The sequence below is a fragment of the Streptomyces sp. DT190 genome (assembly GCF_049846985.1).
Classification (GTDB): Bacteria; Actinomycetota; Actinomycetes; order Streptomycetales; family Streptomycetaceae; genus Streptomyces.
In genome coordinates this window covers 199,338-224,766 of sequence record NZ_JBNCNM010000014.1, presented here as the reverse complement: position 1 = coordinate 224,766, position 25,429 = coordinate 199,338, and the positions used below count along the sequence as shown (strand labels likewise).

The following is a 25,429-nucleotide window of genomic DNA, read 5'->3' as shown; positions in this document are numbered from 1 at the left end:
CGCATTCGGGCAACCGTCGGCGACCGCTGCCCGTGGAAGCCTTCTGCGGCCTACTGTTGAGATGTGCGCCTGCCGTGCCCGGCTGCGGTCGGGGCATCTTCGTGCTCGCGCCGAGCGCGGGGAAGGGTTTTCCAACGCGGGCCGTTGAGATCGTCGGGCACCGGGCCGCGGGGCGTGGGCACCGCCGGCTGTGAGAGGGACGGGAATGGAACCGACCGAGAGCGCCGTGCCGGGCTCGCGGCTGCGCCTGCGCCGCGTGGCGGTCGCATGGCGCGCAGTCCGTGGGGCCGGACGGCCGGCGGGGCGTCCGGGCGCGGGGGTGCGCGCCGTCGGACAGTACACCGCGGACGGGCGCGCCGCCGCCGGGCGCGCCGCCGCGGACGGCCGCGGCACCGCACAGCCGGCCACCGAGCACCGCACGGCCGTGACCGGCACCGGCCCGGACGCGGACACCGAACGGCACCCGTCCTGGCCCGCGCTGCCCGCGGCGATCGTCGCGGCCGCCGGGTTCGTCCTGGGCGCCGGCTTCTACCGCGCCTTCACCGGCGGCCACGCCCTGTTCCCGTCCGGCACGACCGGCTGGGCGCTGGCCCTGCTGACCGGCGTCATCGTCGGCCACCTGGTCATGCTCGGCCGCTCCCGCTGGTGGGGCGGCACCGGCTCGGGCGCCGCCCTCACCCTCGCCGTGCTGCTGCTCTACGGCTGGCTCCCGGCCGGCCTGGTCAGCCTCACGGTCGTGGTGCTCGTCGGCGTAGCCCGCCGCAACCGCTGGCGCCAGGGCGTGCTGCACGGCGCGGTCGACCTCCTCGGCATCGGCGCCGGCGCCCTGGTGCTGCGCGTCTTCGGGACCGTGCCGTCCGTCGAGTCCCCGGCGGATCCCGCCGCCTGGACACTCGCCACCGCGCCCGAGGTGGTCCTGGTCGCCGTCGCCTACCTGGCCGTCACCCGCGTCCTGCTGTGGTACCTGCACGCCCCGCGCCCGGGCCTGCCCACGGTCGCCCGCACCGCGCTGGTCAGACAGGGCCTGGTCGCGGTCGCGTTGCTGGGCATCGCGCCGCTGGTGTGCGTGGTGGCCGCCGCCAAGCCGATCCTGCTGCCGCTGTTCTCCATCCCCCTGATCGCCCTGGACTCCACCCTGTGGATAGCCAGGGCGCGGGCGGAGGAGCAGCTGCGCGACCCGCTGACGGGGCTGCCCAACCGGCAGTGGCTGCTGGAGCGCATCTGGACCGCGCTGGACGACGCCGAGCGGATCGACGCCCGCGCCGCCCTGATGCTGATCGACCTCGACCGGTTCCGGTCGGTCAACGACACCCTCGGCCATCTGGCCGGTGACCGGCTGCTGCTGCAGATCGCCGACCGGCTGCGGGTGGCGCTGCCGCGCGGGGCGGAGGCCGCGCGGCTGGGCGGGGACGAGTTCGCCGTCTTACTGCCCGTCGCCGACTCGACGACGTCCGCGACCCGGGTCGCCCGCAACCTGGTCGCCGCGCTCAGCTCCCCCCTCGACCTCGACGGCCTCACGCTGGTGCTGGAGGCCAGCGCCGGGGTCGCCGTCTTCCCCGACCACGCCCTGGACGCCGAAGGCCTGCTGCGCCGGGCGGACGTGGCGATGTACCAGGCCAAGCGGGACCGCACCGGCGTCGAGGTGTACGAGTCCAAGCGCGACTCCAATACCCCCGACCGGCTCGGTCTGCTCGGTGATCTGCGCCGGGCGCTCGACGCGCACGAGGTGCATCTGCACTACCAGCCCAAGGTCCGCTTCGACGGACAGGTCGCGGGTCTTGAGGCCCTGGTCCGGTGGGTGCACCCGGAGCGGGGCAAGGTGCCGCCGGACGAGTTCATAGCGATCGCCGAGTCCTCGGGCCTGATGCCCCATCTCACCGAGTACGTCCTGGAGACCGCGCTCGGCCAGGTCGCCCGCTGGCGCGCCCAGGGCCTGTTCGTGCCGGTCGCGGTGAACGTCTCCCCGCGTGACGTGCACACCCCCGGCTTCGCCGGTTCGGTCGCCGCCCGGCTGGCCCGGCACGGCGTGCCCGCGGGAGCGCTCCAACTGGAGATAACCGAGCACGTCCTGCTGGAGGACCCGCAGCGCGCCGCCGACACCCTCAACGGCCTGACCGGGCACGGCGTGAAGATGTCCCTGGACGACTTCGGCACCGGCTACTCCTCCCTCGTGCACCTGCGCCGGCTCCCCGTCAGCGAGCTGAAGATCGACCGCTCCTTCGTGGCCCGGCTCGCGCTCGACCACGAGGACGCGGAGATCGTGCGCTGCACGGTCGACCTGGCGCACTCCCTCGGGCTGCTCGTCGTCGCCGAGGGCGTCGAGGACGACGAGACCTGGGAGCGCCTGCGCGACCTCGGCTGCGACGCGGTGCAGGGCTGGCTGGTCGCCGCCGCGATGCCGCCCGACGAGACCACGGCCTGGCTGCGGGCCCGGGGACCGCGGGGCTGGCAGCGGCCGCGCGCCGCGCTGCCCGCGGCGACGGCCGACGAGTGACCCTCCCGCTCCCGCGCCGCCCGTGAGGCCCGGGGGGTCCGGGGGGTCCGGGGGGTCCGGGGGGCCTTCCGGGGGATGAAGCGCGGGGTTCCTCAGTCCGTGCCCGGTGGCACGAAGTGGCCGATCAGCAGGGCCAGCCGCCGCTCGTGGGCCTCCTCGGGCAGCCGGCCGCTGCGCATCAGGGTCACCAGGCCGTGCAGCCCGGCCCAGTACGTCTCCGTCAGCAGGGCCGTGTCCTCGCCGTCGGCCGCGATCGGCCGGACGGCCAGCAGCAGTTGCTCGAAGGCGTCCTGAAGAGGTGCGGGGGCCTCGGGCGTGGCGAACGGCAGATCCACCGCGAGCGTGAACATCGCGTCGTAGAGGGCGGGCCGCCGCCGGGCGAAGGAGGTGTACGCGGCGCCCACCGCCGCCAGCGCCTCGCGAGGGCTCCCGGCGGCCGTGCGCGCGGCCCGGAGTTCGACGGCCATGTCCGCGCAGCCCTGCACGGCGACCGCCGCCATGATCGCCCCTTTGCCCTTGAAGTGGCTGTAGAGGACCGGCTGGCTGTACTCGATCTCGTCGGCGAGCCGGCGCGTGGTCACCGCGTCCCAGCCCTCGGCCTCGGCCAGTTCCCGCGCGGCCGTCACGATCAGCCGCTCGCGTTCGGCTCGTTCGCGCTCGCGGCGCGTCTGGATCGTCATGCCGGGATCCTAGCATCGCTAGCGTTCCTGTCGGTGCTCTGCTAGCGTCGCTCATATCCCTAGCGCTGCTAGCAAGGAGAGAACGTGACCGTCACCGCCTACACCCTGGCCGTCGGGCTCAACCTGTTCTGCCTGTTCCTGGGCTACCGCTTCCTGTTCCGGCCCGCCGCCTCCGCCGCCGGTTACGGCGTCCCGGCCGACCCCCGCGGAGACGCCGGCGCCTACCTCACGATCAAGGGCCTGCGCGACGGCACCCTCGGCCTGGTCGGCCTGGCGCTGCTCGCCTTCGCCGGAGCCCGCGCCGAGGCCTGGTTCCTGCTCGCCGTCGCGCTCGTGCCGCTCGGCGACACCCTGATCGTGCTGCGGCACGGCGGCGCGAAAGCGGTGGCCTTCGGGATCCACTTCGCCACCGCGGTCGTCGTCCTGATCGGTGCGGGACTGCTCTTCGCGCTCTGAGGGCCGCCGTCCCCCGCCCGCCCCGCGCGAACGCGGCAAACCGTTTCACGGGCACGGCCCCCCGCCCCATAGGATTGGGCCACACCACATTCACTCACCCCAGAGGATCGCTGCATGCCTGGCATCACGCGCGAGGAGGTCGCCCACCTCGCCCGGCTGGCGCGTCTGGAGCTGAAGCCCGAAGAGCTCGACCACTTCGCGGGACAGCTGGACGACATCATCGGCGCGGTCGCCCGCGTCAGCGAGGTCGCCGACCAAGACGTACCGCCGACCTCGCACCCGCTCCCGCTGACGAACGTCATGCGCCCGGACGAGGTCCGTCCCTCGCTCACCCCCGAGCAGGCGCTCTCCGGCGCCCCGGCCCAGGAGCAGCAGCGTTTCAAGGTGCCGCAGATCCTGGGGGAGGACTAAGACCGTGACGGACATCATCAAGCTCACCGCCGCCGAGACCGCCGCGAAGATCGCCTCCGGCGAGCTCACGGCCGTCGAGGTCACCGAGGCCCACCTCGCCCGCATCGAGGCCGTCGACGAGAAGGTGCACGCCTTCCTGCACGTCGACCGCGAGGGCGCCCTCGCCCAGGCCCGCGCCGTGGACGAGAAGCGTCAGCGCGGCGAGAAGCTCGGCCCCCTGGCCGGCGTTCCCCTCGCGCTGAAGGACATCTTCACCACCGAGGGCATCCCGACGACCGTCGGCTCGAAGATCCTCGAAGGCTGGATCCCGCCGTACGACGCGACGCTCACCAAGCGCCTGAAGGCCGCGGACGTGGTCATCCTCGGCAAGACCAACATGGACGAGTTCGCCATGGGGTCCTCCACCGAGAACAGCGCCTACGGCCCGACCGGCAACCCCTGGGACCTGACCAAGATCCCCGGCGGCTCCGGCGGCGGCTCCTCCGCCGCGCTGGCCGCGCACATGGCGCCCCTGGCCATCGGCACCGACACCGGCGGTTCCATCCGCCAGCCCGCCGCCGTCACCGGCACGGTCGGCGTCAAGCCGACCTACGGCGCGGTGTCCCGGTACGGCATGGTCGCCTTCTCGTCCTCCCTGGACCAGGGCGGCCCCTGTGCCCGCACGGTCCTCGACGCGGCCCTGCTGCACGAGGTCATCGCCGGGCACGACCCCCTCGACTCGACGTCCATCGACGCCCCGGTCCCGCCGGTCGTCGAGGCCGCCCGCAACGGCAGCGTCCAGGGCATGCGCGTCGGCGTCGTCAAGCAGTTCCGCGGCGAGGGCTACCAGGCCGGCGTCATCCAGCGGTTCGACGAGTCCGTCGAACTGCTCAAGGAGCTGGGCGCCGAGATCGTCGAGCTGGACTGCCCCTCCTTCGACCTGGCGCTGTCGGCGTACTACCTGATCGCGCCGTCCGAGTGCTCCTCCAACCTCGCCCGCTTCGACGGCCTGCGCTACGGCCTGCGGACCGGCGACGACGGCACGCACTCCGCCGAGGAGGTCACCTCCCTGACCCGCGAGGCCGGCTTCGGCCCCGAGGTCAAGCGCCGCATCATGCTCGGCACGTACGCGCTCAGCTCCGGCTACTACGACGCGTACTACGGCAGCGCCCAGAAGGTCCGCACGCTCATCAAGCAGGACTTCGACAAGGCGTTCGAGCAGGTCGACGTGATCGTCTCCCCGACGACCCCGACCACCGCCTTCGCGATCGGCGAGCGCGCCGACGACCCGATGGCGATGTACCTCGCCGACCTGTGCACCATCCCGACCAACCTGGCGGGCAACGCGGCCATGTCACTGCCGTGCGGCCTCGCCCCGGAGGACAACCTCCCGGTCGGTCTGCAGATCATCGCCCCCGTCATGAAGGACGACCGCCTGTACAAGGTGGGCGCCGCCGTCGAGGCCGCCTTCGTGGAAAAGTGGGGCCACCCGCTGATCGAGGAGGCTCCGTCGCTGTGAGCGCACTGTCCAAGGCCAAGGGCTTCAAGAAGTCCAAGTCCGGTCTGTACATCTCGATGGCCACGTCGGCGTTCGGCGCCGTCGGTGTCTACAAGCAGATCAAGAAGGCCCGCGGAGACAACGACACGCTGCGGCTGCTCGACGCCGTCGTGACCGGCGCCGCGGTCGTCACCAACCTGGCCATTCTCTATCGCGAGCTGAAGCAGCTGGGCGACGACGACGTTCTGCTGGGCTGAGAGGGAAGTTCACCGTGACCACCACGACCGACCTGGTGTCGTACGAGGACGCACTCGCGTCGTACGACCCCGTCATGGGCCTCGAGGTCCATGTCGAACTCGGCACCAAGACCAAGATGTTCTGCGGCTGCTCGACCGCTCTCGGCCAGGAAGCCAACACGCAGACCTGCCCGGTCTGCCTCGGCCTGCCCGGCGCGCTCCCGGTCGTCAACGCGACCGGCGTCGAGTCCGCCATCAAGATCGGCCTCGCGCTGAACTGCGAGATCGCCGAGTGGTGCCGCTTCGCCCGGAAGAACTACTTCTATCCGGACATGCCGAAGAACTTCCAGACCTCCCAGTACGACGAGCCGATCGCCTTCGACGGCTACCTCGACGTGCAGCTGGAGGACGGCGAGACCTTCCGCGTGCAGATCGAGCGCGCCCACATGGAGGAGGACACCGGCAAGTCGACGCACGTCGGCGGCGCCACCGGCCGTATCCACGGCGCGTCCCACTCCCTGCTCGACTACAACCGCGCGGGCATCCCGCTCATCGAGATCGTCACCAAGCCGATCGAGGGCGCCGGCGAGCGGGCCCCCGAGGTCGCGCGGGCGTACGTCCGTGAGCTGCGCGAGGTCATCCGCGCGCTGGGTGTCTCCGAGGCCCGCATGGAGATGGGCCAGATGCGCTGCGACGTGAACCTGTCGCTGCGCCCGCACGGCACCGAGAAGTTCGGCACGCGTTCGGAGACGAAGAACGTCAACTCGCTGCGGTCCGTGGAGCGCGCGGCCCGCTTCGAGATCCAGCGGCACGCGGCCGTGCTGTCCTCCGGCGGCACGATCGTGCAGGAGACCCGGCACTTCCACGAGGACACCGGGTCCACGACCTCGGGCCGCGTGAAGGAGGAGGCCGAGGACTACCGGTACTTCCCGGAGCCCGACCTCGTTCCCGTGGCGCCCTCGCGGGAGTGGGTCGAGGAGATCCGCGCCGGTCTGCCCGAGCTGCCGCTGGTCCGCCGCAACCGGCTCCGCGAGGAGTGGGGCATCAGCGGCACCGACATGCAGGCGATCCTCAACGCCGGTGCCCTGGAGCCGATCGTCGCCACCATCGAGGCCGGGGCCGACGCGGCGTCCGCCCGCAAGTGGTGGATGGGCGAGCTGGCCCGCAGCGCCAACGAGTCGGGCACGGCGCTCGACGAGCTGGCGATCACGCCGGAGCAGGTGGCCCGGGTCACCGAGCTCGTCGCGAAGGGCGACCTGAACGACAAGCTGGCGCGCCAGGTCATCGAGGGCGTCCTCGCGGGCGAGGGCACCCCGGACGAGGTCGTCGACCAGCGCGGTCTGAAGGTCGTCTCCGACGAGGGCGCCCTCACCACCGCCGTCGAGGAGGCCATCGCCGGCAACCCGGCCATCGCGGACAAGATCCGCGGCGGCAAGGTGGCCGCGGCCGGCGCCCTGGTCGGCGCGGTCATGAAGGCGACCCGCGGCCAGGCCGACGCGGCCCGCGTCAAGGAGCTGATCCTGGAGAAGCTCGGCGTCAGCGAGGGCTGAACCCTCGCGCGGACGTGACGGAGGGGGGACGCACCGGATCCGGTGCGTCCCCCCTCCGTCGTCCTCTACGGGCGGCGCCCGACGACCCGGACGAAGCCGAGCGTGCGGCCCCGGTCGAGGCGCAGCATCTCCGCCGACCGGCCGGCCATCTCGACGTGCCACGGGTCCGGGTGCTCGTCGGCCACGACCTCGCACCAGCGCAGCCAGTCGCGCCAGCCGTCCTCCAGCCAGTCCGCGGTCTCCACCTCCACGGCGCCGCTGCGGGTCCAGTGGCGGCGCCACCAGGCGGCGGTGTGGAAGCACCAGAAGGCCGGCTCCCAGAACGGTGCGAGGTGCTCCGGCGGCTCGACGCCGTCGATCTCCTCACGCAGCGCCGGCACGACGACGCCGATCCGCCCGCCGGGCCGCAGCAGCCGCGTCAGCTGCGGCAGGTACAGGTCGTCGGTGCCGAAGTACTGGTAGGCGTCGACGGAGACGATCGCGTCGAAGCTGTCCGCGCCGAACGGCAGGTCGTGCGCCTCGGCGAGCACGGGCAGGACGCGGTCGGCGACGCCCGCCGCGGCGATCCGCACGGCGTTCTCGTCGGGCTTGATCCACAGGTCGGCGGCGGTGACCGACACGTCGTACTCCCTGGCCAGGAAGATCGACGTCATGGCGCGTCCGCAGCCCAGGTCGAGCACGCGCGAGCCGGGGCTCAGCGTCTGCGGCCCCAGCGCGGGGGCCAGCCATTCCAGCAGCCACAGCGCGTGCGGGCCCATCTGGTTCTCGACGGTCCAGCGGGCGTCGTAGCCGTTGCTGCGCGGGTAGCCGGGGTGGCTCACACGGTCAGCGAGGGGGTCGTTCGAGGTCCGGGAAGTGATGTCCGGCATCGGTGAACGGGCTCCTTGAGTCCTTGGGGAAGAAGGGGGATGCGTCGGAGCTCGGTCGGACCGTCAAACAATGCACCTGCTTCGGCCGGGCGGCACCAGGCCGCGCGCGTTCCTGGGACCCGCGGACGCTAGCAGCGGACCCCGGGGCCCCGCACCTGGTTTTCCGGCCGACGCGCTACCGTCTCGGCCATGAGTGGACGCGCTGATTCCGACACCGACCCGGAGATAGCGGACTCGGAGACGGCCGTCGAGCGGGACGACGCCGAGGATCTGCCGGGAGAGGGCGGGACCGAGGACGAGTGGGCGGACGCCCGCCGGGCCCGCTGGACCGCCGCGGGCACCGGGGCCGCCCTGGCCCTCGCGGGACTGGCCGCCGCGACGCTCCGCCTCACCCGCTCCGCCCCGGCCCTCGTCCCGGCCGCCTACGCCGCCGGCGCCGCCGTGTGCGCGGCCGCAGCCGTCCTGGGCTCCCGGGGCCGCACCCGGCGCGCGCTGTGGCTGCTGGTCGCCGGGGCCATGGTCATGGCCCTGGGGGACCAGTTCGACTGAGGAAGCCGCTGAGGTTGCCGCTGTGAATAAGCCCACGAAAGCGACAAACGATCTCGTTCGCCTGTAAGAGTGGCTTCGCATTGCTCATGCGTTCTTTGCGGGCCGTTCCGTTCATGGACGACCGTTCCCGGTCAAAGATCCACAAAAAGTAACCCTGGGAGCACGTTCCGTGGCAGCCCTCGCACGCTGGTGTGTCCGACGCCGTCTGGTCACCGTTCTGCTGTGGCTCCTCGCCCTGGCGGGGGTCGCCACGGGCGCCGCCGTCGCCGGCACCACGTACTCGAACGACTACCAGGTCCCCGGCACCGAGTCCGGCCGCGCCACCGAGCTGCTGCACGAGGGCTTCCCGCAGCTCGGCGGCGACAGCGACACCGTCGTCTGGCACACCGGGTCCGGCAGCGTCCGCGCCGCCGACGTCGAGCAGACGATGTCCCGCACCCTGGACCGCATCGAGAACCTCCCCGGCGTCGCCTCGGTCAGCAGCCCCTACGACGGCCCGGGCACCGGCCGCATCAGCGCGGACGGCAGAACCGCGTACGCCACGGTCACCTTCGACGAGCAGGCCCAGGACATCGACGAGGGCGAGGCGCGGGCCGTCGTCGAGACCGCCCACAGCGCCCGGACCGACGGACTCCAGGTGGAGCTGGGCGGCAGCGCCGTCGCGCTCACCCAGTCCTCCGGCGGGCACCTCGCGGAGATCGTCGGCGTGATCGTCGCCGCGGTCGTGCTCCTCCTCGCCTTCGGCTCGCTCGCCGCCTCGCTGCTGCCCATCGCCACGGCCCTGGTCGGCGTCGGCACCGCCTACGCCGGGATCGTGCTGCTCGGGCACGCCATGACCGTCGCCGACTTCGCCCCCATGCTCGGCCTGCTGATCGGGCTCGGCGTCGGCATCGACTACGCGCTGTTCATCGTCACCAGACACCGGCGCGGCCTCAAGCGCGGACTGTCCGTCCCCGAGGCGGCCACGAACGCCGTCGCGACCACCGGACGCGCGGTCGTCTTCGCGGGTGCCACCGTTTGCATCGCCCTGCTGGGCATGCTGATCCTCCGGCTGGGCTTCCTCAACGGCGTCGCGATAGCGGCGAGCCTGACCGTGATCCTCACCGTCGCGGCCTCCGTGACCCTGCTGCCCGCCCTGCTGTCCTTCATCGGCATGCGCGCCCTCAGCCGCCGCGAGCGCCGCCGCCTGGCGGAGCACGGACCGCAGCCCGAGCTGCCGACCGGGTTCGCCGCCCGCTGGTCGGCGTTCGTGGAGCGCCACCCCAAGCTGCTCGGGGCGGTCGCGCTGGTCGTCATGGCCGTCCTCGCGCTGCCCACGTTCTCCCTGCACCTGGGCACCTCCGACCAGGGCAACGACCCGCGGACCGCCACCACCCGGCAGGCCTACGACCTGCTCGCCGACGGTTTCGGACCCGGCGTGAACGGCCCGCTCACCCTCGTCACCGAGGTCGACGGAGCCGACGACAAGCTCGCCCTGGACAACCTCGACGGCACCCTGCGCGCCACCGACGGCGTCGCCTCGGTCACCCCGGTGACCTTCGACTCCGGCGGCCACACCGCGTACCTCACCGTCGTGCCCGACTCCTCACCGCAGTCCAAGCAGACCAGCGACCTCGTGGACCGGCTGCGCGAGGAGGTGCTGCCGCGCGCCGAGTCGGGCACCTCCCTCGACGTGCAGGTGGGCGGCATGACGGCCGGCTACGACGACTTCGCCGACGTCATCGTCTCCAAGCTGCCCGTCTTCGTGGGGGTCGTGATCGGCCTGGGCTGTCTGCTGCTCCTGCTGGCCTTCCGGTCCATCGGCATCCCGCTGAAGGCCGCCGCCATGAACGTCGCCGCCGTGGCCTCCTCCTTCGGCGTGGTCGTCGCGATCTTCCAGTGGGGCTGGGGCAGCGAACTGCTCGGCCTCGGCAGCGCGGGGCCGATCGAGCCCTTCCTGCCCGTGATCATGGTGTCGGTGCTCTTCGGCCTCTCCATGGACTACCAGGTCTTCCTGGTGAGCCGGATGTACGAGGAGTGGCTGGAGACCGGCGACAACCGGCGGGCCGTGCGCGTCGGCCTCGCCGAGACCAGCCGGGTGATCAACTCGGCGGCGGTCATCATGATCTCCGTCTTCCTGGCCTTCGTCCTCAGCGGCGACCGCGTGATCGCCATGTTCGGCATCGCCCTCGCGGCCGCCGTCGCCTTGGACGCCTTCGTCCTGCGCACCCTCCTGGTGCCCGCCCTGATGCACCTGCTCGGCGGCGCCAACTGGTGGCTGCCCCGCTGGCTCGACCGGCGCATGCCGCGCATCAGCATCGAGCCGCCCGAGAGCCGTGCCGCCCATGAGAGGCTGGCCGCCGCGACGGACGCCGAGGTGGCGGACGTCCTGGCGGAGGAGGAGCAGAAGCGGGATGTACGCGATATCCCTGGGTGACGATGCCGAGCTGAGGCCCCTCGAGCCCTGGCACGCCGCCGAGTTCCTGGCCCACCTGGAGCGCGGGCGGGACTTCATCGGCCGGTACATCCCGTTCGGGACGACCGAGACGGACCTGCTGTCCGCCCGTGCGAAACTCCAGCTCTACGCCGACATGCGGGCCGCCGACACCGGTTCCCTGCACGGCCTGTGGCTGGACGGGACCCTCGTCGGCGGTGTGCTGTTCCTCAACTTCGACGCGGCCAACGGCACCTGCGAGGTCGGCTGCTGGCTGGAGCCCGCCGGGACGGGCCGGGGCCTGGTGACCCGGGCGATGCGGGTGCTGATCGACTGGGCCGTCGAGGAGCGCGGCATCCACCGCGTCGAATGGGTCGCCGCCTCGGGCAACCGGCCCAGCCTGAACGTGGCGCGGCGGCTCGGCATGACCCGCGACGGTGTGCGCCGCGCGGCGCACCACTACGGTGGCGTACGGCACGATCTCGAGGTCTGGTCCGTGCTGGCGCCCGAATGGCGCGAGGCACGCGCGCGTGCCGGTCACAACGATCATTAAGAGACTTCTCAGACAGCGACCCTACGGTGCGAGACATGGCAACGAACGCAGTGGACGAGACCGAGGCCACCGAGGCCACGACCGACGAGAAGGCGGTGGACATCACCGAGTCCGAGTCCGACGAGGTGACCGGATCCGAGGCCCCGGCCCCCGTGACCAAGGAGGACGGCTCCCAGGGAGTCGGCCAGGGCGCCGGTGCCGTGGTCTCCGCCGCGCTGGGCGTCGTCTCGCTCACCGGCAGCTGGGTCGGCACCGTGGCGGCCGCCCGCCGCAACCTGATCGGCCAGCTGGAGACCGCCCAGAACGCGAGCGTGGCCAAGCAGATCCAGGCCGTCTACGGCGACGCCTGGCAGACCACCGCCCTGTGGGCCGGCCTGTTCGCGCTGACCGCGCTGGTCGTCGGCGTCGTCGTGCTCGTCCGGCCCGCGTTCGGCACGCCCGGCCGCGTCCAGGCCCCCTGGATCAAGTCGGTCGCCTGGGCGGGTGTCGCGCTCGGCGTCATCGGCCTGTTCCTGGCCGTCCTCAAGTACACCGGCGTGCTGCTCGGGCTGCCGTCCGCGAGCTGAGCCACCCCGGCTCCCGAGGGGCCTCGGGATTCTCCGTAAGCACCTTACGGAGAACCCGAGGCCCCTCACGCGTGTCTAAGGCCCCGCCGGCCTCCCAAGATGCGGAACTCTCCCGATGTGGCGGCCCCGCCTGGGAGACGAAGGTGGAGACATCGCGGAGGAACCCCTCCGGGACCGGCCTCTCACCAGGGACACGCCATGTACGAGTACGAATTCCAGCAGCTGCGCACCGCCGACCTCATCCGCCGGGCCGACCACGAGCGTCGCGTCCGTGAGGCCGCCCGCGCCCGCCGGGCAGCGCGCCAGGCCACCGCCGAGCACGAGAGCCATACCCGCCGCTTCCGGCGGCTCCGCTCGGCCCGGGCCGCGTGAACGGGCCCGGGGAAACGGCAGGCCCCGCGCCCGCCGTGACCCGGACCGGCCAGACGCACAAGGGGGCCGCGACCACCGACCCGGTGGCCGCGGCCCGCCCGTCTGCCGACGGCACCGGGGCCACGTCCTCTTCCCGCTCCGCATCCGCGACCACGGCCGGTGTCGTGCCCTCCGCCCCCGCCACGACGGCCGCTCCGGTGCCCTCCGCCGGTTCCAGGACCGCCACCCGCGAAGCCTCCGCCGGTTCCACGAGCGCCACCCCCGCAGCCTCCGCCCCCGCCACGACGGCCGCTCCGGTGCCCTCCGCCGGTTCCACGAGCGCCACCCCCGCAGCCTCCGCCCCCGCCACGACCGCCGCTCCCGCAGCCTCCGCCGGGTCCACGGCCGTCGTCGCCGGGCCCGCGGCCGGTTTCCGGGGCGGCGTCGCGGGGGCCGGGGCCCGTGACGCGGGCCGGGGCGCCCCGGCCCGGGACGGCGGCGACGGCCGGCGTGTCGGTGTGCCCGGGAAAACCGGTGCCGCACGGTCGGAGCCGCATGCGATGCTCGGGGCCGTGGAGACCAGGTCCGTCAGCCCCGTGTTCGTCGGCCGCGCCGAGGAGTTGGGCGCGCTGCACGACGCGCTCGTACGCTCCCGGGAGGGAGAACCGCAGGCCCTGCTCATCGGCGGTGAGGCCGGCGTCGGCAAGACCCGGCTGGTCGAGGAGTTCACCGGCGCAGCCCGCCGCCGCGGCGCGGTGGTCGCGCTCGGCGGCTGCGTCGAGATCGGTGCCGACGGACTGCCCTTCGCCCCCTTCTCCACCGCCCTGCGCGCCCTGCGCCGCGCACTCCCCGCCGAGCTGGCCGCCGCGGCCGCCGGACAGGAGGAGGAACTGGCCCGGTTGCTGCCCGAGCTGGGCGAGTCGGGTCCCGGGCGGCACGACGGGGACGGCGTGGCCCGCCTCTTCGAACTCACCGCCCGCCTGCTGGAGCGCGTCAGCGCCGAGCACACCGTCGTCCTGGCCCTGGAGGACCTGCACTGGTCGGACGCCTCCACCCGCCACCTGCTGTCCTACCTGTTCCGCACCCTGCGCACCGGCCGCCTGGTCGTCCTGGCCACCTACCGCTCCGACGACATCCACCGCCGCCACCCGCTGCGGCCCCTGCTCGCCGAGCTCGACCGGCTGCGCACCGTCCGCCGCCTGGAACTCGCCCGTTTCACCCGCGACGAGGTCTCCCTGCAGGTGGCGGGCATCCTCGCCCACGAACCCGACCCGGACCAGGTCGACGCGATCTTCGCCCGCTCCGACGGCAACGCCTTCTTCGTCGAGGAACTCGCCGTCGCCGCCCACGAGGGCTGTACCACGGGCCTGACGGACTCCCTGCGCGACCTGCTGCTCGTCCGCGTGGAAGGGCTGCCCGAGTCCGCCCAGCAGGTCGCCCGGATCGTCGCCGAGGGCGGCTCCACCGTCGAGTACCGGCTGCTGGCCGCCGTCGCCCGGTTCGCCGAGGACGACCTCATCGAGGCGCTGCGGGCCGCCGTGAACGCCGGCATCCTCACCCCCGCGCCCGGCGGCGACGGCTACCGCTTCCGCCACTCCCTGGTCCGCGAGGCCGTCAGCGACGACCTGCTGCCCGGCGAACGCTCCCGGCTCAACCGGCGCTACGCCGAAGCCCTGGAGGCCGACCCGTCGCTGGTCCCCGCCGACCAGCGGGCCACCCGTCTGGCCAGCTACTGGTACCACGCCCACGACGCCGCCAAGGCCCTGCCCGCGGTCCTGGACGCCGCCGTCGAGGCCCGCCGCCGGCACGCCTACGCCGAGCAACTGCGGCTGCTGGAACGCGCCATGGAGCTGTGGGACTCCGCCCCCGACGCCGTACGGGCGACCCTGCGCCCCGTGGACTACGCCGAGGTCTACCCCGCCCCCCTGCCCGACGGGCGGGCGCAGGAGAGCTCCGGCTGCGACCCGGCCGCCACCGCGCTGAGCCATCTCGACCTGCTGGCCGAGGCGGCCGTGGCCGGGCGGCTCTGCGGGGAGCGCGAACGCGCCCTGAAGATCACCAAGCGGGCGCTGCGCCTCCTCGACGAGGCCGGCGACCCCTCCGCGGGCGCCCCGCCGCGTTCGAGCGGCCGGGACCCGCAGCGCGCCGCCTGGTTCTGGATCCAGCGCTCCCGGCTGGTGCAGGGACTCGCGCGCGGCGACGGCTGGAAGGAGATCGCCACCGCGCAGGACCTGGTCCGCGGCCTGCCGCCGTCCGAGGTGCACGCCGAGGTGCTCGCCACCGCGGCCCACTGGTCGATGCTCCACGAACCCGGCCCCGACGCCCTGACGGCCGCCGAGCGGGCCGTGGAGTACGCGCGCATGGTGGGCGCCGACGCCATCGAGTCCAACGCCCGGCTCACCCTCGGCGGGCTCATGGTGGACGCCGGGCAGATCGAGGCCGGCCTGGCCCACATGTACGAGGTCAAGGACGAGGTGGCGGCGCGTGGCCTGGCGCCGATCGTGGGCCGCAGCCATGTGAACCTGCCCTCCGCCCTCGAAGGCGTCGGCCGTTCCGAGGAGGCCGTCGCCATCCTGCGCGAGGGCCTGCGGCTCACCTCCGAGCTGGGCCTGCGCGACCCCGAGGGCTGGGTCTGGGGCAACCTCGCCGAGTCGCTCGTCTCCCTGGGCCGCTGGGACGAGGCCGCCGAGGCCGCCGTCAACGCCCAGCGGCGCGGGCAGACGGCCGGACCGCACGGGGCCGGCGCCAACATCCTGGCGTTCCTGGCGCTCGCCCGCGGCCGGGTCCCCGAGGCGGCCCGGCACCTCGCCGAGAGCCGCGCCTCGTACGGCCCGCACGACCCGATGCCGCAGCACGACCTGCCGATCTCCTGCCTGACCATCGGGGTCGCCGTCGCCGAGGGCCGCCTCGCCGACGCCCGCGCCGAGTTGACCCGCACCCTGCGGTCCGGCTTCCCGCCCGGCACCCAGCGCTACGCCTGGCCGCTGCTGCTCCGGGCGGCCGAGGCCGAGGCCGACACCCGCCTCCTGCCCGCCGCCCGCGAGGGCCGCGAGGAGGTCCTGGAGCGGCTCTTCGACGCGGTCAAGCGCCTCACCACGAACGCCCCCGTCTGGCTCGCCCACGAGCAGTGGGTCCGTGCCGAACTGCACCGCGCCACCGGCCGCTGCACCCCGGACCTCTGGTCGGACACGGTCACCGCCTTCGAACCCCTCGGGCGCCCCTACGACCTCGCCCGTGTCCGCCTCCGGCTGGCCGAGTCGCTGCTCACGGACGGCGGCGAGGACGAGCGCGACCGGGCCACGGAGCTGCTGCGGCTCGTCCACGGCGTCGCCCGTCATCTCGGCGCCCGGCCCCTCGCCGAGGCCGCCGGCGCCCTCGCCCGGCGGGCCCGCCTCACCCTGGCCCCGGGACCCGAACCCGCCCGGGCCGCCACCGACCCCGCCGAGGCCCTCGGGCTGACCAGCCGCGAACGGGACGTGCTGCGCCTGGTCGCCGCCGGTCACACCAACCGCCGGATCGCGCAGGAGCTGTTCATCTCCCCGAAGACGGCCAGCGTCCACGTCTCGAACATCCTGGCCAAGCTCGGCGTCTCCGGCCGGGGCGAGGCGGCCGCGGTGGCGCACCGGCTGGGCCTGTTCCCGGCGGAACCGCTCACGTCCCGGCCCGCAGGCTGAGGTATACGCTGTAAAGGACGTCGGGGGAGTCAGGGCCCAGGGAGGCTCCGTGTTCAACGTGTTCGAGGAACTCTTCTCACCAGGACGCAAGCACACCCGCGACGAGCAGAACCGCCTGGAGCTGACCCGGGAGGACGTCGGCGACGGCGATCCCGGACGCGGGCCGATAGACCTGACGTCCGGGAAGGTCGTCGTACGCCCGCCGGCCGACTCCGGGGACGCCCGGGAGGAGGGGGACCGGGGCCCCGGTCCCCGCTAACCCCGGAGCGCGGGCGTCACGTGACCCGCACCTCCAGGATCCGGTCGTCGCCGTCCTCCGGGGCGCCCCGGCCGTCCGTGTTGCTGGTCACGAGCCACAGCCGGTCGCCGCCCGCGGCGACCACCGTGCGCAGCCGGCCGTACTCGCCCTCCAGGAACGCCTGCGGCTCGGCCGAGGCCTGCGTGCCGTTCAGCGGGATGCGCCACAGCCGCTTGCCGCGCAGGCCCGCCATCCAGATCGACCCCTCGGCGTGCGCGATGCCGCTGGGGGAGGCCTCGGCCGTGGTCCACTGGTCGACCGGGTCGTGGTACTCCGAGCCGTCGGACTTGCCCTCCGCCTCCGGCCAGCCGTAGTTGTCGCCCGGCTTGATCGCGTTGAGCTCGTCCCAGGTGTCCTGCCCGAACTCCGAGGCGAACAGCCGCTGCCTGCCGTCCCAGGCCAGACCCTGCACGTTGCGGTGGCCGTACGAGTAGACCGGCGAGCCGGAGAAGGGGTTGCCGGGGGCGGGCTCGCCCTCCGGGGTCAGCCGCAGGATCTTGCCGCCCGTGGAGTCCCGGTCCTGGGACAGGCCGGTGTCGCCGCTCTCGCCCGTGCCCACGTACAGCATCCGGTCCGGGCCGAAGGCGATCCGGCCGCCGTTGTGGATGAAGCCCTTGGGGATGCCCCGGAAGACCGTGTCGGGCGCGCCGAGCTGCTCGCCCGCGGGCTTGTCGGCGTCGTACAGCATGCGCACGACGCGGTTGTCGCCGGCCGAGGTGAAGTACGCGTAGACCATGCGGTCCGAGGCGAAGTCGGGGGAGAGGGCGATGCCGAGCAGTCCGCCCTCGCCGGCCGCCGAGACCCCGGGCACCTCGCCCAGCTCGGTCTTCCGGCCGGTCTTGTCGTCGACCCGGACGATCGTCCCCTCGTCGCGCGAGGAGACGAGCAGACCGCCGCCCGGCAGCGGGGCGAGGCCCCAGGGGGACTCCAGGCCCTCGGCGACGGTGCGCACCACCGTGACCGAGCCCTTGGCGGGCGGTGTCTCCTCGGCGGCCTGGCGCGGCGGTGCGGACGAGCCCGGGGCCGTGCGGCTCGGGGAGGCGCTCGTGCCGCCGGACGATCCCCCGTCGTCGGAGGAGCAGCCGGCGGTCAGCAGGAGCGCTGCGATGGCCAACACGGCCGGGACGGCTCGACGTCGCACGATCATGGTCCCTTCGACGCGGCGGGGTTCTCCCTGTCATACACCGCTCGCGCCTCCCAGGTTCCCGATCACGCAACGTCCAACCGTGAACAAGGGGTTTGCCCCTTACGCCCCGGGGGTCCGCCCCGTTCGCCGGCCCCGCATCCGCGCGCTCAGTCCCACGACCCCTGGGCCGGCGGCAGCTGCGCGACCTCCCTGAGGTCCTCGGGATCCAGCCGCAGGGCCGCCGCCGCCGCGTTCTCCGTCACCCAGCGCTCCTGCTTCGCGCCCGGGACCGGGACCACGTGCCGGCCCTGGGCGAGCACCCAGGCCAGGGCGACCTGCCCGGGCGTCACACCGTCGCCGTGCCGGCGGGCCACGCGGCGCAGGCCCGCGACGATCGGCTGGTTCGCGGCCATCATCTCGGCCGTGAAGCGGGGGTGCCGGGCCCGCAGGTCGTCCGCCTCGAAACCGGCGCCGGGCCGCAGCCGGCCGGTCAGGAAGCCGTTGCCGAGCGGCATCGCGGCGAGGAAGCCGACGCCCCGGGTCTCGCACCACGGCAGCAGGGCCTCCAGCGCCTCCGGCGACCACACCGACAGCTCCGCCTCCACCGCGCTCACCGGGAAGACCTGCTGCACCCGCTCCAGCTGCCGGATCGTCGCGTCGTGCAGCCGGGCCCCGCCCCTGCGGGAGGACCGCGCGCCCACCGCGCACAGCCCCAGCGCCCGCACCTTCCCGGCCTGGACCAGCTCCGCCATCGCGCCCCAGGTCTCCTCCACGGGCACCTCGGGGTCGGCCCGGTGCAGCTGGTAGAGATCGATGACGTCCGTCTGCAGCCGCCGCAGCGAGGCGTCACAGGCCCGTTTCACGTATCCGGGACGGCCGTTGGCGACGATGTGCTGGTCGCCCACGAGCAGCCCGACCTTCGTCGACACGAACGCGTCGGGCCGCCGCTCCTTCAACGCCCGCCCCACCAGCAGCTCGTTGGTGAAGGGGCCGTACATGTCGGCCGTGTCCAGCAGGGACGCGCCCAGGTCCAGCGCCCGGTGCACCGCCCTGAGCGACTCCTCGCCGCGCTGCCGCGAGGTGCTGTAGGCCCAGCTCATCGGCATGCACCCGAGTCCGACGGCCCCCACCGCGAGTGCGCCCGCGCCGATCGTCCTGCGCTCCACCTGGTCGTGACCCTCCCTGTTCCGGCCACCCCAACCTAACCTCTGGCATGGCGCGCTCCTGACATAGCCTCCGGAGCATGACTGCTGACGTGTGGCTGCCCATCCCGCCGGACGAGATCGAAGGGCTCCCCGAGGGGCCGGACTACCGCTTCTGGAACGGCGCCGACGACTTCCCGGCGGACCCGGCCGACTGCTCCTTCTACGTCGTCCCCTACATGAAGCCCAGTCCGCTGTGCGTACGTCCCCTCCCGCTGATGAGCGGCGTCGAGGTCGTCCAGACCCTCTCGGCCGGCATCGACCACGTCGAACCGGGCCTGGGGCTGCTGCGTCCGGGGGTGCGGCTGTGCAACGCGCGCGGGGTCCACGAGGCCAGCACCGCCGAGCTCACCCTGGCCCTCGTCCTGGCCTCGTTGCGCGGCATCCCCGATTTCGTGCGCGCCCAGGAACGGGGGGAGTGGCTCGGCGGCTTCCGGCCCGCGCTCGCCGACAAGAACGTGCTCATCGTGGGGTACGGATCGATCGGCGCCGCCATCGAGGACCGGCTCGTTCCGTTCGAGCCCGCGCGGGTGGCGCGCGTCGCGCGCTCCGAGCGCACCACGGCGCGCGGGCGGGTGCATCCGCTCACCGAACTGCCCGCGCTGCTGCCCGAAGCGGACGTCGTCATCCTGTCCACGCCGCTCACGGAGACCACCCGCGGCCTGGCCGGAGCCGACTTCCTGGCCCGGATGAAGGACGGTGCGCTGCTGGTCAACGTGGCCCGCGGCCCGGTCGTCGACACCAAGGCCCTGCTCGCCGAGGTGGAGAGCGGCCGCATCACCGCGGCCCTGGACGTCACCGACCCCGAGCCCCTGCCGCGCGAACATCCGCTGTGGCGTGCGCCGGGGGTACTGATCAGCCCTCATGCCGGCGGCCCCACCTCCGCGTTCATGCCGCGCGCCAAGCGGCTCCTGGTGGACCAGTTGAACCGTCATGTGAACCGGGAGCCGCTCCGCAACGTGATCCTGACGACGGGTGCACCCACCGGCTGACCGACTTCGAGTACCGTCCGCAATCCTTCGGGCGCGGTGGGTACTCATATATCTGTTGATCGTTACGGAGCGTAGAGAACCTATGTCCCTGAGTGACGAGACTGGTGTATCGTCCCGGCAGGGGCTGCGCCGGGGACCGTTCGGCGCCGGGGACGGACACTTCAGGACTGTGAGGGGGGCGACAGGCGATGCACGGCCTATGGGCGAGCGATCCGACGGGGCGGGGCGGCCGGCGGCGACCCTGGCGGACGGCCGCGGGCAGCCGCGGCCGGCACGCCGATCACGGCGGCCACCACACCGATCACAGCGACCACCACACCGATCACAGCCATCACCGCCGCAGGCCCGGCAGCCGCAGGAGGCAGGCCCAGCCGGCCCACCGGCGCCCGCGGGACCCGGGAGTGACGCGGACCGGGAGGGTCCGGTGAGCGCGCCCCCGACCACCACGCTGGACGGAGCGCTGCGGGCACAGCCTCCGGCCCCGAGCGCGCCACTGCCCCGCACGCCGGCCCGCGGCCACCGGCCGGGCCTGGCCCTCCAACTCGTCCTGGCGCTGGTCTGCGCGGGATACGCCGTCGGCGCCGCCTGCGGCTGGGGCTCGCACGAAGTGGGCCTGATCATGGGCGACTTCGGGCTGAGCGCCGCGGCGGCCACCGCCTCCGTGTCGTGCTTCCTGTACGCCCGCAGGCGCCGGACCCGCTTCCGCTCCGCCTGGCTGCTGTTCGGCCTCTCCTCGGCCATGGCGTCGCTGGGCAACCTGGTCTGGGGCTGGTACGAGGTGGTCCTGGGACTGCCCGTGCCCAGCCCCAGCTACGCCGACCTGTTCTTCCTGTGCTTCGCGCCGCCCGCGATCGTCGGGCTGCTGGTCCTGGCCAAGCGGCCGGTGACCAAGGCCGGCTGGGTCTGCCTGGGGCTCGACGCCTGGCTGATCGGCGGCTCGCTGCTCACCCTGGCCTGGAGCCTCGCCCTCGCCCAGGCCGCCAAGTCCGAAGGGCCCGGCGTGGCGCACACCGCGCTGTCGCTGGCCTACCCGCTGCTGGACATCGCGCTGGTCAGCATGGTGCTCGCGCTGCACTTCCGGCGGTCGGCGGTGAACCGCTCCGCGGTGAACACCGCCATCGGCGCGCTCGCGCTGACCGTGATGTGCGACGCCCTGTTCACCTCCCCGCTGATGCACCACGACTACCGCTCGGGCCAGCTGCTCGACGCGGGCTGGTTCGCGGGCTCGCTGCTCCTGGCGTACGCGCCGTGGGCCGCGCCCCGCTCGGCCGAGGGCGACCGGCACGGCCCGGACCGGCACGGCGGCGCGGGCCACACGCGCGTGGTGCACGAGCACGTGCCCGGGCAGCGCAGCGGACCCCACCACCCCCCGGCCCCGCCCGGCGGAGAGCACGGCCGCTACCCGGCCGCCCGGCCCATCGCCGGCTCCCTCGCCGCGCTCACGCCGTACCTCGCGGCCGCCGTGTGCACCCTGGGGATCCTCTACAACGTCCTCAACGGCCGCAGCGTCGACCGCGTGGTCCTGCTGACCGGGGGCACGGTCGTGCTGGCGCTGGTCGTGCGCCAGGGCATCATGCTCCTCGACAACATCACCCTCACCCAGGAACTGGCGCAGAAGGAGAACCACTTCCGCTCCCTGGTCCAGGGCTCCAGCGACGTCATCATGATCGCCGCCCCCAGCGGTGTCCTCAGGTACGTCTCCCCGGCCGCCGCCGGCGTCTACGGCCGCCCGGCGGAGGAACTCGTGGGCACGGAACTGGCCCACCTCATCCACCCCGAGGACCTCGGCTGCGTCGTGCACGAGGTGCGCCGGTTCCTCGCCGCCAATCCGGTCGAGGAGCCCACCACGCGCATCGAGTGCCGCTTCCGCTCGGGTGACGGAGGCTGGCTGAACGTCGAGTCGACCGTCAACCGCCACCACGGCGGCCTCATCTTCAACAGCCGGGACGTCACCGAACGGGTGCGGCTGCAGGCCCAGTTGCAGCACAACGCCGAGCACGACCCGCTCACCGACCTGCCCAACCGCGCCCTGTTCACCCGGCGCGTCCAGCACGCGCTGTCGGGCCGCCGCGCCTCCGACCGGGGCGTGGCCCTGCGGAACACGGCCGTGCTCTTCATCGACCTCGACGGCTTCAAGGCCGTCAACGACACCATCGGGCACCAGGCCGGGGACGAGCTGCTCGTCCAGGCCGCCCGCAGACTGCAGGACTCGGTCCGCCAGGGCGACACCGCCGCACGGCTCGGCGGGGACGAGTTCGCGGCCCTGATCGTCGGCGACAACACCCGCGACCGGCAGGCCCGGGAGCGGCACATCCTGGAGCTCGCCGACCGCCTCAGGACGACGCTGTCCCAGCCCTACCTCATCGACGGCAACGATGTCCGGGTCAACGCCTCCATCGGCGTGGCCTTCGCGGAACCGGGCCTCGGCGCGGGCGAGCTGCTGCGCAACGCGGACCTGGCGATGTACCGGGCCAAGGCCGGCGGCAAGGGCCGCGTCGAGCTGTACAAACCGCAGATGCAGCAGGACGTCGTCCGCAAGGCGGAGCTGGCCACACGCCTGCGGGCCGCCCTGCACGACGGCGAGTTCGCCCTGCTGCACCAGCCGGTGGTGTGCCTGGAGGACGGCCGGATCGCGTCGGTGTCCGCACAGGCGCGCTGGCGCTCCTCCCAGGGGGTGCTCTTCACCCCGGCGGAGTTCCTGCGGGTGGCCGAGGACAGCGACAAGACCGCCGAGCTGGGCCGCTGGGTGATCGAGGAGGCCGTCGAGCAGGCCGCCGAGCGGCACGCGACCGGGCTGTCCGTGCCGGTCGTCGTCCGGATGAGCGCCCGCCGGCTGCTGGACAAGTCCATGCCGCTCGGCACGATCGAGGCGCTGCTCACCCGGCACGGCCTGCCGTCCGGCTCGCTGGTCATAGAGCTGACCGACGCCGACCCGAGGGTCCCGCTGGACGAGCTGGAGCGGCGTCTGGGCGCCCTGCGGCGGGTCGGCGTACGGATCGCGCTCGACGGCTTCGGCAGCGGCTGTGCGGCGATCACGGCGCTGCGGCGGCTGCCCGTCGACATCCTCAAGCTCGACCGCTCCCTGGTCGAGGGCGTCGTGGAGTCCGCCCGGCTGCACAAGATCACCAACGGGCTGCTGCGCATCGCCTCCGACCTCGGGCTGCAGTCCGTGGCCGAGGGGGTCGATCTGCCCGAGCAGGTGGTCGCCCTGCGCGCGATGGGCTGCACCCACGGGCAGGGGATGGCGTTCTCCGGGCCGCTGGACGAGTACCGGCTGCGCCGGGCGCTCGCGGGCGGCCACTACCCGCTGCCGCACGCACCGGCCGAACCGGCACTGGCGGGCGGCGCCGGGCGGGTGTACAGCACGAACGTGTCCGCCGTCATCGGAGGCGGCACGGCCCTCCGTTCACATAATGAGACTCCCGTCCCACCCACTTGACAGTGGGTGCGTGCCGGGGGGAGGGTCTGTGCCATGCGCACCCGAATTCTCGTACTTGGAAAGCGCGTCGGCTGACGCTGAGCCTCGACCGCTCAGCGACCCCACCCGGCGCGCTCCCCTCGCTTGCCTTACGGCACGAGGGGTTTTTTGTTGCACAAGGGCCTTCCGTGCAGCAGTCGAAAACCGCAGAAACCTCGCAAAAAACCCTCAGTATCTGAGAAGAGAATGCCGATGACCGAGCAGGCCACCGGGGCCCACCACCCGCAGCCCCGGCCCCGATCCGGAGGACACTCCGCCCCCGAGCAGGTGACGGGCGCGCAGTCCCTCATCCGCTCTCTCGAGGAGGTCGGCGCCGACACGGTATTCGGCATTCCCGGCGGTTGCATCCTCCCCGCGTACGACCCCCTGATGGACTCCACCAAGGTGCGCCACGTCCTGGTCCGGCACGAGCAGGGCGCCGGCCACGCGGCCGAGGGCTACGCGCAGGCCACCGGCAAGGTCGGCGTCTGCATGGCGACCTCCGGCCCCGGCGCCACCAACCTGGTCACCCCGATCGCCGACGCGCACATGGACTCGGTGCCCATGGTCGCGATCACCGGCCAGGTGGCGTCCAAGGCGATCGGCACGGACGCCTTCCAGGAGGCGGACATCGTCGGCATCACCATGCCGATCACCAAGCACAACTTCCTCGTCACCAAGGCCGAGGACATCCCGCGGGTCATCGCCCAGGCCTTCCACATCGCCTCCACCGGACGCCCCGGCCCGGTCCTGGTCGACATCGCCAAGGACGCCCTCCAGGCGAAGACGACCTTCTCCTGGCCGCCGGCCATGGACCTGCCCGGCTACCGCCCGGTGACCAAGCCGCACGCCAAGCAGATCCGCGAGGCCGCCAAGCTGATCACCCAGGCCCGCCGGCCCGTGCTGTACGTCGGCGGCGGCGTCCTGAAGGCCAAGGCCACCGCCGAGCTGAAGGTCCTCGCCGAGCTGACCGGCGCGCCCGTCACCACCACCCTGATGGCGCTCGGCGCGTTCCCGGACAACCACCCGCAGCACCTGGGCATGCCCGGCATGCACGGCTCGGTGGCCGCCGTCACCGGCCTGCAGAAGGCGGACCTGATCGTCGCCCTCGGCGCCCGCTTCGACGACCGCGTCACCGGCAAGCTGGACAGCTTCGCCCCGCTCGCCAAGATCGTCCACGCCGACATCGACCCGGCCGAGATCGGCAAGAACCGCGCCGCCGACGTGCCGATCGTCGGCGACGCCCGCGAGGTCATCGCCGACCTGATCCAGGCCGTGCAGAAGGAGCACAGCGAGGGTCACCGGGGCGACTACACCATGTGGTGGAACGACCTGAACCGCTGGCGCGAGACCTACCCGCTCGGCTACGACCAGCCCGACGACGGCTCGCTCTCCCCGCAGCAGGTCATCGAGCGCATCGGGCAGCTCGCCCCCGAGGGCACGATCTTCACGGCGGGCGTCGGCCAGCACCAGATGTGGGCCGCCCACTTCATCGAGTACGACCGGCCCGGCACCTGGCTCAACTCCGGCGGCGCCGGGACGATGGGCTACGCGGTCCCGGCCGCCATGGGCGCCAAGGCCGGAGCGCCCGACCGGGCCGTCTGGGCCATCGACGGCGACGGCTGCTTCCAGATGACCAACCAGGAACTGGCCACCTGCGCCCTGAACAACATCCCGATCAAGGTCGCCGTCATCAACAACGGCGCCCTCGGGATGGTCCGCCAGTGGCAGACCCTCTTCTACAACCAGCGGTACTCCAACACGGTCCTGCACTCGGGCCCGGACGACGTCAACCCGCAGGCCCGCGGCACCCGCGTCCCGGACTTCGTGAAGCTGTCGGAGGCCATGGGCTGCCACGCCATCCGCTGCGAGTCCCCGGACGACCTCGACAAGGTCATCGAAGAGGCGAACGCCATCAACGACCGTCCCGTGGTCGTCGACTTCATCGTCCACGAGGACGCCATGGTCTGGCCGATGGTCGCCGCCGGCACCTCCAACGACGAGATCATGGCCGCCCGGGACGTCCGCCCGGACTTCGGTGACAACGAAGACGACTGAGAGCCCTGAAGGAAGCA

Annotated in this window: 20 protein-coding genes; 16 read left to right on the top strand and 4 right to left on the bottom strand. The window is 73.2% G+C overall.

Features of this window, described 5'->3' with window-relative positions; genetic code table 11:
- Positions 1–205: 205 nt before the first annotated feature.
- Positions 206–2,494, top strand: a complete 2,289-nt coding sequence (locus ACPXCS_RS24470) for a putative bifunctional diguanylate cyclase/phosphodiesterase (RefSeq protein WP_425947626.1) — start codon at positions 206–208, stop codon at positions 2,492–2,494.
- 92 nt (positions 2,495–2,586) lie between these two features.
- Here ACPXCS_RS24470 and ACPXCS_RS24465 read toward each other — a convergent pair whose 3' ends face one another.
- Complete coding sequence (locus ACPXCS_RS24465) at positions 2,587–3,174, bottom strand: TetR/AcrR family transcriptional regulator (protein WP_365735795.1); 588 nt, start codon at positions 3,172–3,174, stop codon at positions 2,587–2,589.
- Between the two features lie 84 nt (positions 3,175–3,258).
- Between ACPXCS_RS24465 and ACPXCS_RS24460 the strand changes: the two genes are divergently transcribed.
- The 5 genes from ACPXCS_RS24460 (at position 3,259) to gatB (ending at position 7,304) form a co-directional block, all read left to right on the top strand.
- Positions 3,259–3,630 carry a DUF4267 domain-containing protein gene (locus ACPXCS_RS24460; RefSeq protein ID WP_365096489.1) on the top strand — a complete coding sequence of 124 codons (372 nt, stop codon included), beginning with the start codon at positions 3,259–3,261 and terminating at the stop codon, positions 3,628–3,630.
- Positions 3,631–3,744: 114 nt separating this feature from the next.
- Positions 3,745–4,041 carry an Asp-tRNA(Asn)/Glu-tRNA(Gln) amidotransferase subunit GatC gene (gene gatC / locus ACPXCS_RS24455; protein WP_031117542.1) on the top strand — a complete coding sequence of 99 codons (297 nt, stop codon included), beginning with the start codon at positions 3,745–3,747 and terminating at the stop codon, positions 4,039–4,041.
- Positions 4,042–4,045: 4 nt separating this feature from the next.
- Positions 4,046–5,539, top strand: coding sequence for an Asp-tRNA(Asn)/Glu-tRNA(Gln) amidotransferase subunit GatA (gene gatA / locus ACPXCS_RS24450; RefSeq protein WP_425947629.1), 1,494 nt, complete (start codon positions 4,046–4,048; stop codon positions 5,537–5,539).
- Positions 5,536–5,775, top strand: coding sequence for a hypothetical protein (locus ACPXCS_RS24445; RefSeq protein WP_030851407.1), 240 nt, complete (start codon positions 5,536–5,538; stop codon positions 5,773–5,775). The genes gatA and ACPXCS_RS24445 overlap by 4 nt, the downstream gene beginning before the upstream one ends.
- 14 nt (positions 5,776–5,789) lie before the next feature.
- A complete protein-coding gene (gatB, locus tag ACPXCS_RS24440) occupies positions 5,790–7,304 on the top strand; it encodes an Asp-tRNA(Asn)/Glu-tRNA(Gln) amidotransferase subunit GatB (protein ID WP_425971014.1) in 1,515 nt (504 codons plus the stop codon).
- Between the two features lie 65 nt (positions 7,305–7,369).
- Here the strand turns inward: gatB and ACPXCS_RS24435 are convergent, their stop codons facing one another.
- Positions 7,370–8,173 (bottom strand): methyltransferase domain-containing protein, encoded by an 804-nt coding sequence (locus ACPXCS_RS24435; protein ID WP_425947631.1) that lies wholly within the window; start codon positions 8,171–8,173, stop codon positions 7,370–7,372.
- Between the two features lie 189 nt (positions 8,174–8,362).
- On the opposite strand from ACPXCS_RS24435, the gene ACPXCS_RS24430 reads away from it, so the two are divergent.
- The 7 genes from ACPXCS_RS24430 (at position 8,363) to ACPXCS_RS24400 (ending at position 16,538) form a co-directional block, all read left to right on the top strand.
- The gene (locus ACPXCS_RS24430; protein WP_425947633.1) at positions 8,363–8,722 is read left to right on the top strand and encodes a hypothetical protein; all 360 of its coding nucleotides are present in this window, start codon (positions 8,363–8,365) and stop codon (positions 8,720–8,722) included.
- A gap of 169 nt (positions 8,723–8,891) precedes the next feature.
- On the top strand, positions 8,892–11,138 hold the full coding sequence (locus tag ACPXCS_RS24425) for an MMPL family transporter (protein ID WP_425947635.1): 2,247 nt from the start codon (positions 8,892–8,894) through the stop codon (positions 11,136–11,138).
- Complete coding sequence (locus ACPXCS_RS24420) at positions 11,116–11,688, top strand: GNAT family N-acetyltransferase (RefSeq protein WP_425947636.1); 573 nt, start codon at positions 11,116–11,118, stop codon at positions 11,686–11,688. The genes ACPXCS_RS24425 and ACPXCS_RS24420 overlap by 23 nt, the downstream gene beginning before the upstream one ends.
- Positions 11,689–11,723: 35 nt before the next feature.
- A complete protein-coding gene (locus ACPXCS_RS24415) occupies positions 11,724–12,254 on the top strand; it encodes a hypothetical protein (protein ID WP_425947637.1) in 531 nt (176 codons plus the stop codon).
- Positions 12,255–12,452: 198 nt separating this feature from the next.
- On the top strand, positions 12,453–12,626 hold the full coding sequence (locus tag ACPXCS_RS24410) for a hypothetical protein (protein WP_425947639.1): 174 nt from the start codon (positions 12,453–12,455) through the stop codon (positions 12,624–12,626).
- A gap of 539 nt (positions 12,627–13,165) precedes the next feature.
- Positions 13,166–16,279, top strand: coding sequence for a helix-turn-helix transcriptional regulator (locus tag ACPXCS_RS24405; RefSeq protein WP_425947912.1), 3,114 nt, complete (start codon positions 13,166–13,168; stop codon positions 16,277–16,279).
- 49 nt (positions 16,280–16,328) lie between these two features.
- Positions 16,329–16,538, top strand: coding sequence for a DUF6191 domain-containing protein (locus ACPXCS_RS24400; RefSeq protein ID WP_425947641.1), 210 nt, complete (start codon positions 16,329–16,331; stop codon positions 16,536–16,538).
- A 16-nt stretch (positions 16,539–16,554) separates the two neighbouring features.
- Here the strand turns inward: ACPXCS_RS24400 and ACPXCS_RS24395 are convergent, their stop codons facing one another.
- Together ACPXCS_RS24395 and ACPXCS_RS24390 are read right to left on the bottom strand one after the other, a co-directional pair.
- A complete protein-coding gene (locus ACPXCS_RS24395; protein WP_425947642.1) occupies positions 16,555–17,724 on the bottom strand; it encodes a PQQ-dependent sugar dehydrogenase in 1,170 nt (389 codons plus the stop codon).
- Positions 17,725–17,870: 146 nt separating this feature from the next.
- Complete coding sequence (locus tag ACPXCS_RS24390; protein ID WP_425947644.1) at positions 17,871–18,869, bottom strand: aldo/keto reductase; 999 nt, start codon at positions 18,867–18,869, stop codon at positions 17,871–17,873.
- Positions 18,870–18,946: 77 nt separating this feature from the next.
- On the opposite strand from ACPXCS_RS24390, the gene ACPXCS_RS24385 reads away from it, so the two are divergent.
- The 3 genes from ACPXCS_RS24385 to ACPXCS_RS24375 all read left to right on the top strand — a co-directional run bounded on the left by ACPXCS_RS24385 (position 18,947) and on the right by ACPXCS_RS24375 (position 25,412).
- Positions 18,947–19,897 (top strand): 2-hydroxyacid dehydrogenase, encoded by a 951-nt coding sequence (locus tag ACPXCS_RS24385; protein ID WP_425947646.1) that lies wholly within the window; start codon positions 18,947–18,949, stop codon positions 19,895–19,897.
- Between the two features lie 424 nt (positions 19,898–20,321).
- Positions 20,322–23,336 carry a putative bifunctional diguanylate cyclase/phosphodiesterase gene (locus ACPXCS_RS24380; RefSeq protein WP_425947647.1) on the top strand — a complete coding sequence of 1,005 codons (3,015 nt, stop codon included), beginning with the start codon at positions 20,322–20,324 and terminating at the stop codon, positions 23,334–23,336.
- Between the two features lie 231 nt (positions 23,337–23,567).
- Entirely contained in the window at positions 23,568–25,412 is a 1,845-nt protein-coding gene (locus ACPXCS_RS24375) for an acetolactate synthase large subunit (RefSeq protein WP_425947649.1), read from the top strand.
- The last annotated feature ends 17 nt before the right edge of the window (positions 25,413–25,429 follow it).

What these genes read in the sequence shown, in the direction of transcription:
- ACPXCS_RS24435 (WP_425947631.1), bottom strand. Translation starts at nt 8,173, where the DNA reads ATGCCGGACATCACTTCCCGGACCTCGAACGACCCCCTCGCTGACCGT.
- ACPXCS_RS24420 (WP_425947636.1), top strand. Translation starts at nt 11,116, where the DNA reads ATGTACGCGATATCCCTGGGTGACGATGCCGAGCTGAGGCCCCTCGAG.
- ACPXCS_RS24385 (WP_425947646.1), top strand. Translation starts at nt 18,947, where the DNA reads ATGACTGCTGACGTGTGGCTGCCCATCCCGCCGGACGAGATCGAAGGG.
- gatC (WP_031117542.1), top strand. Translation starts at nt 3,745, where the DNA reads ATGCCTGGCATCACGCGCGAGGAGGTCGCCCACCTCGCCCGGCTGGCG.
- ACPXCS_RS24405 (WP_425947912.1), top strand. Translation starts at nt 13,166, where the DNA reads ATGCTCGGGGCCGTGGAGACCAGGTCCGTCAGCCCCGTGTTCGTCGGC.
- ACPXCS_RS24415 (WP_425947637.1), top strand. Translation starts at nt 11,724, where the DNA reads ATGGCAACGAACGCAGTGGACGAGACCGAGGCCACCGAGGCCACGACC.
- ACPXCS_RS24470 (WP_425947626.1), top strand. Translation starts at nt 206, where the DNA reads ATGGAACCGACCGAGAGCGCCGTGCCGGGCTCGCGGCTGCGCCTGCGC.
- ACPXCS_RS24465 (WP_365735795.1), bottom strand. Translation starts at nt 3,174, where the DNA reads ATGACGATCCAGACGCGCCGCGAGCGCGAACGAGCCGAACGCGAGCGG.
- ACPXCS_RS24395 (WP_425947642.1), bottom strand. Translation starts at nt 17,724, where the DNA reads ATGATCGTGCGACGTCGAGCCGTCCCGGCCGTGTTGGCCATCGCAGCG.
- ACPXCS_RS24430 (WP_425947633.1), top strand. Translation starts at nt 8,363, where the DNA reads ATGAGTGGACGCGCTGATTCCGACACCGACCCGGAGATAGCGGACTCG.
- ACPXCS_RS24410 (WP_425947639.1), top strand. Translation starts at nt 12,453, where the DNA reads ATGTACGAGTACGAATTCCAGCAGCTGCGCACCGCCGACCTCATCCGC.
- ACPXCS_RS24375 (WP_425947649.1), top strand. Translation starts at nt 23,568, where the DNA reads ATGACCGAGCAGGCCACCGGGGCCCACCACCCGCAGCCCCGGCCCCGA.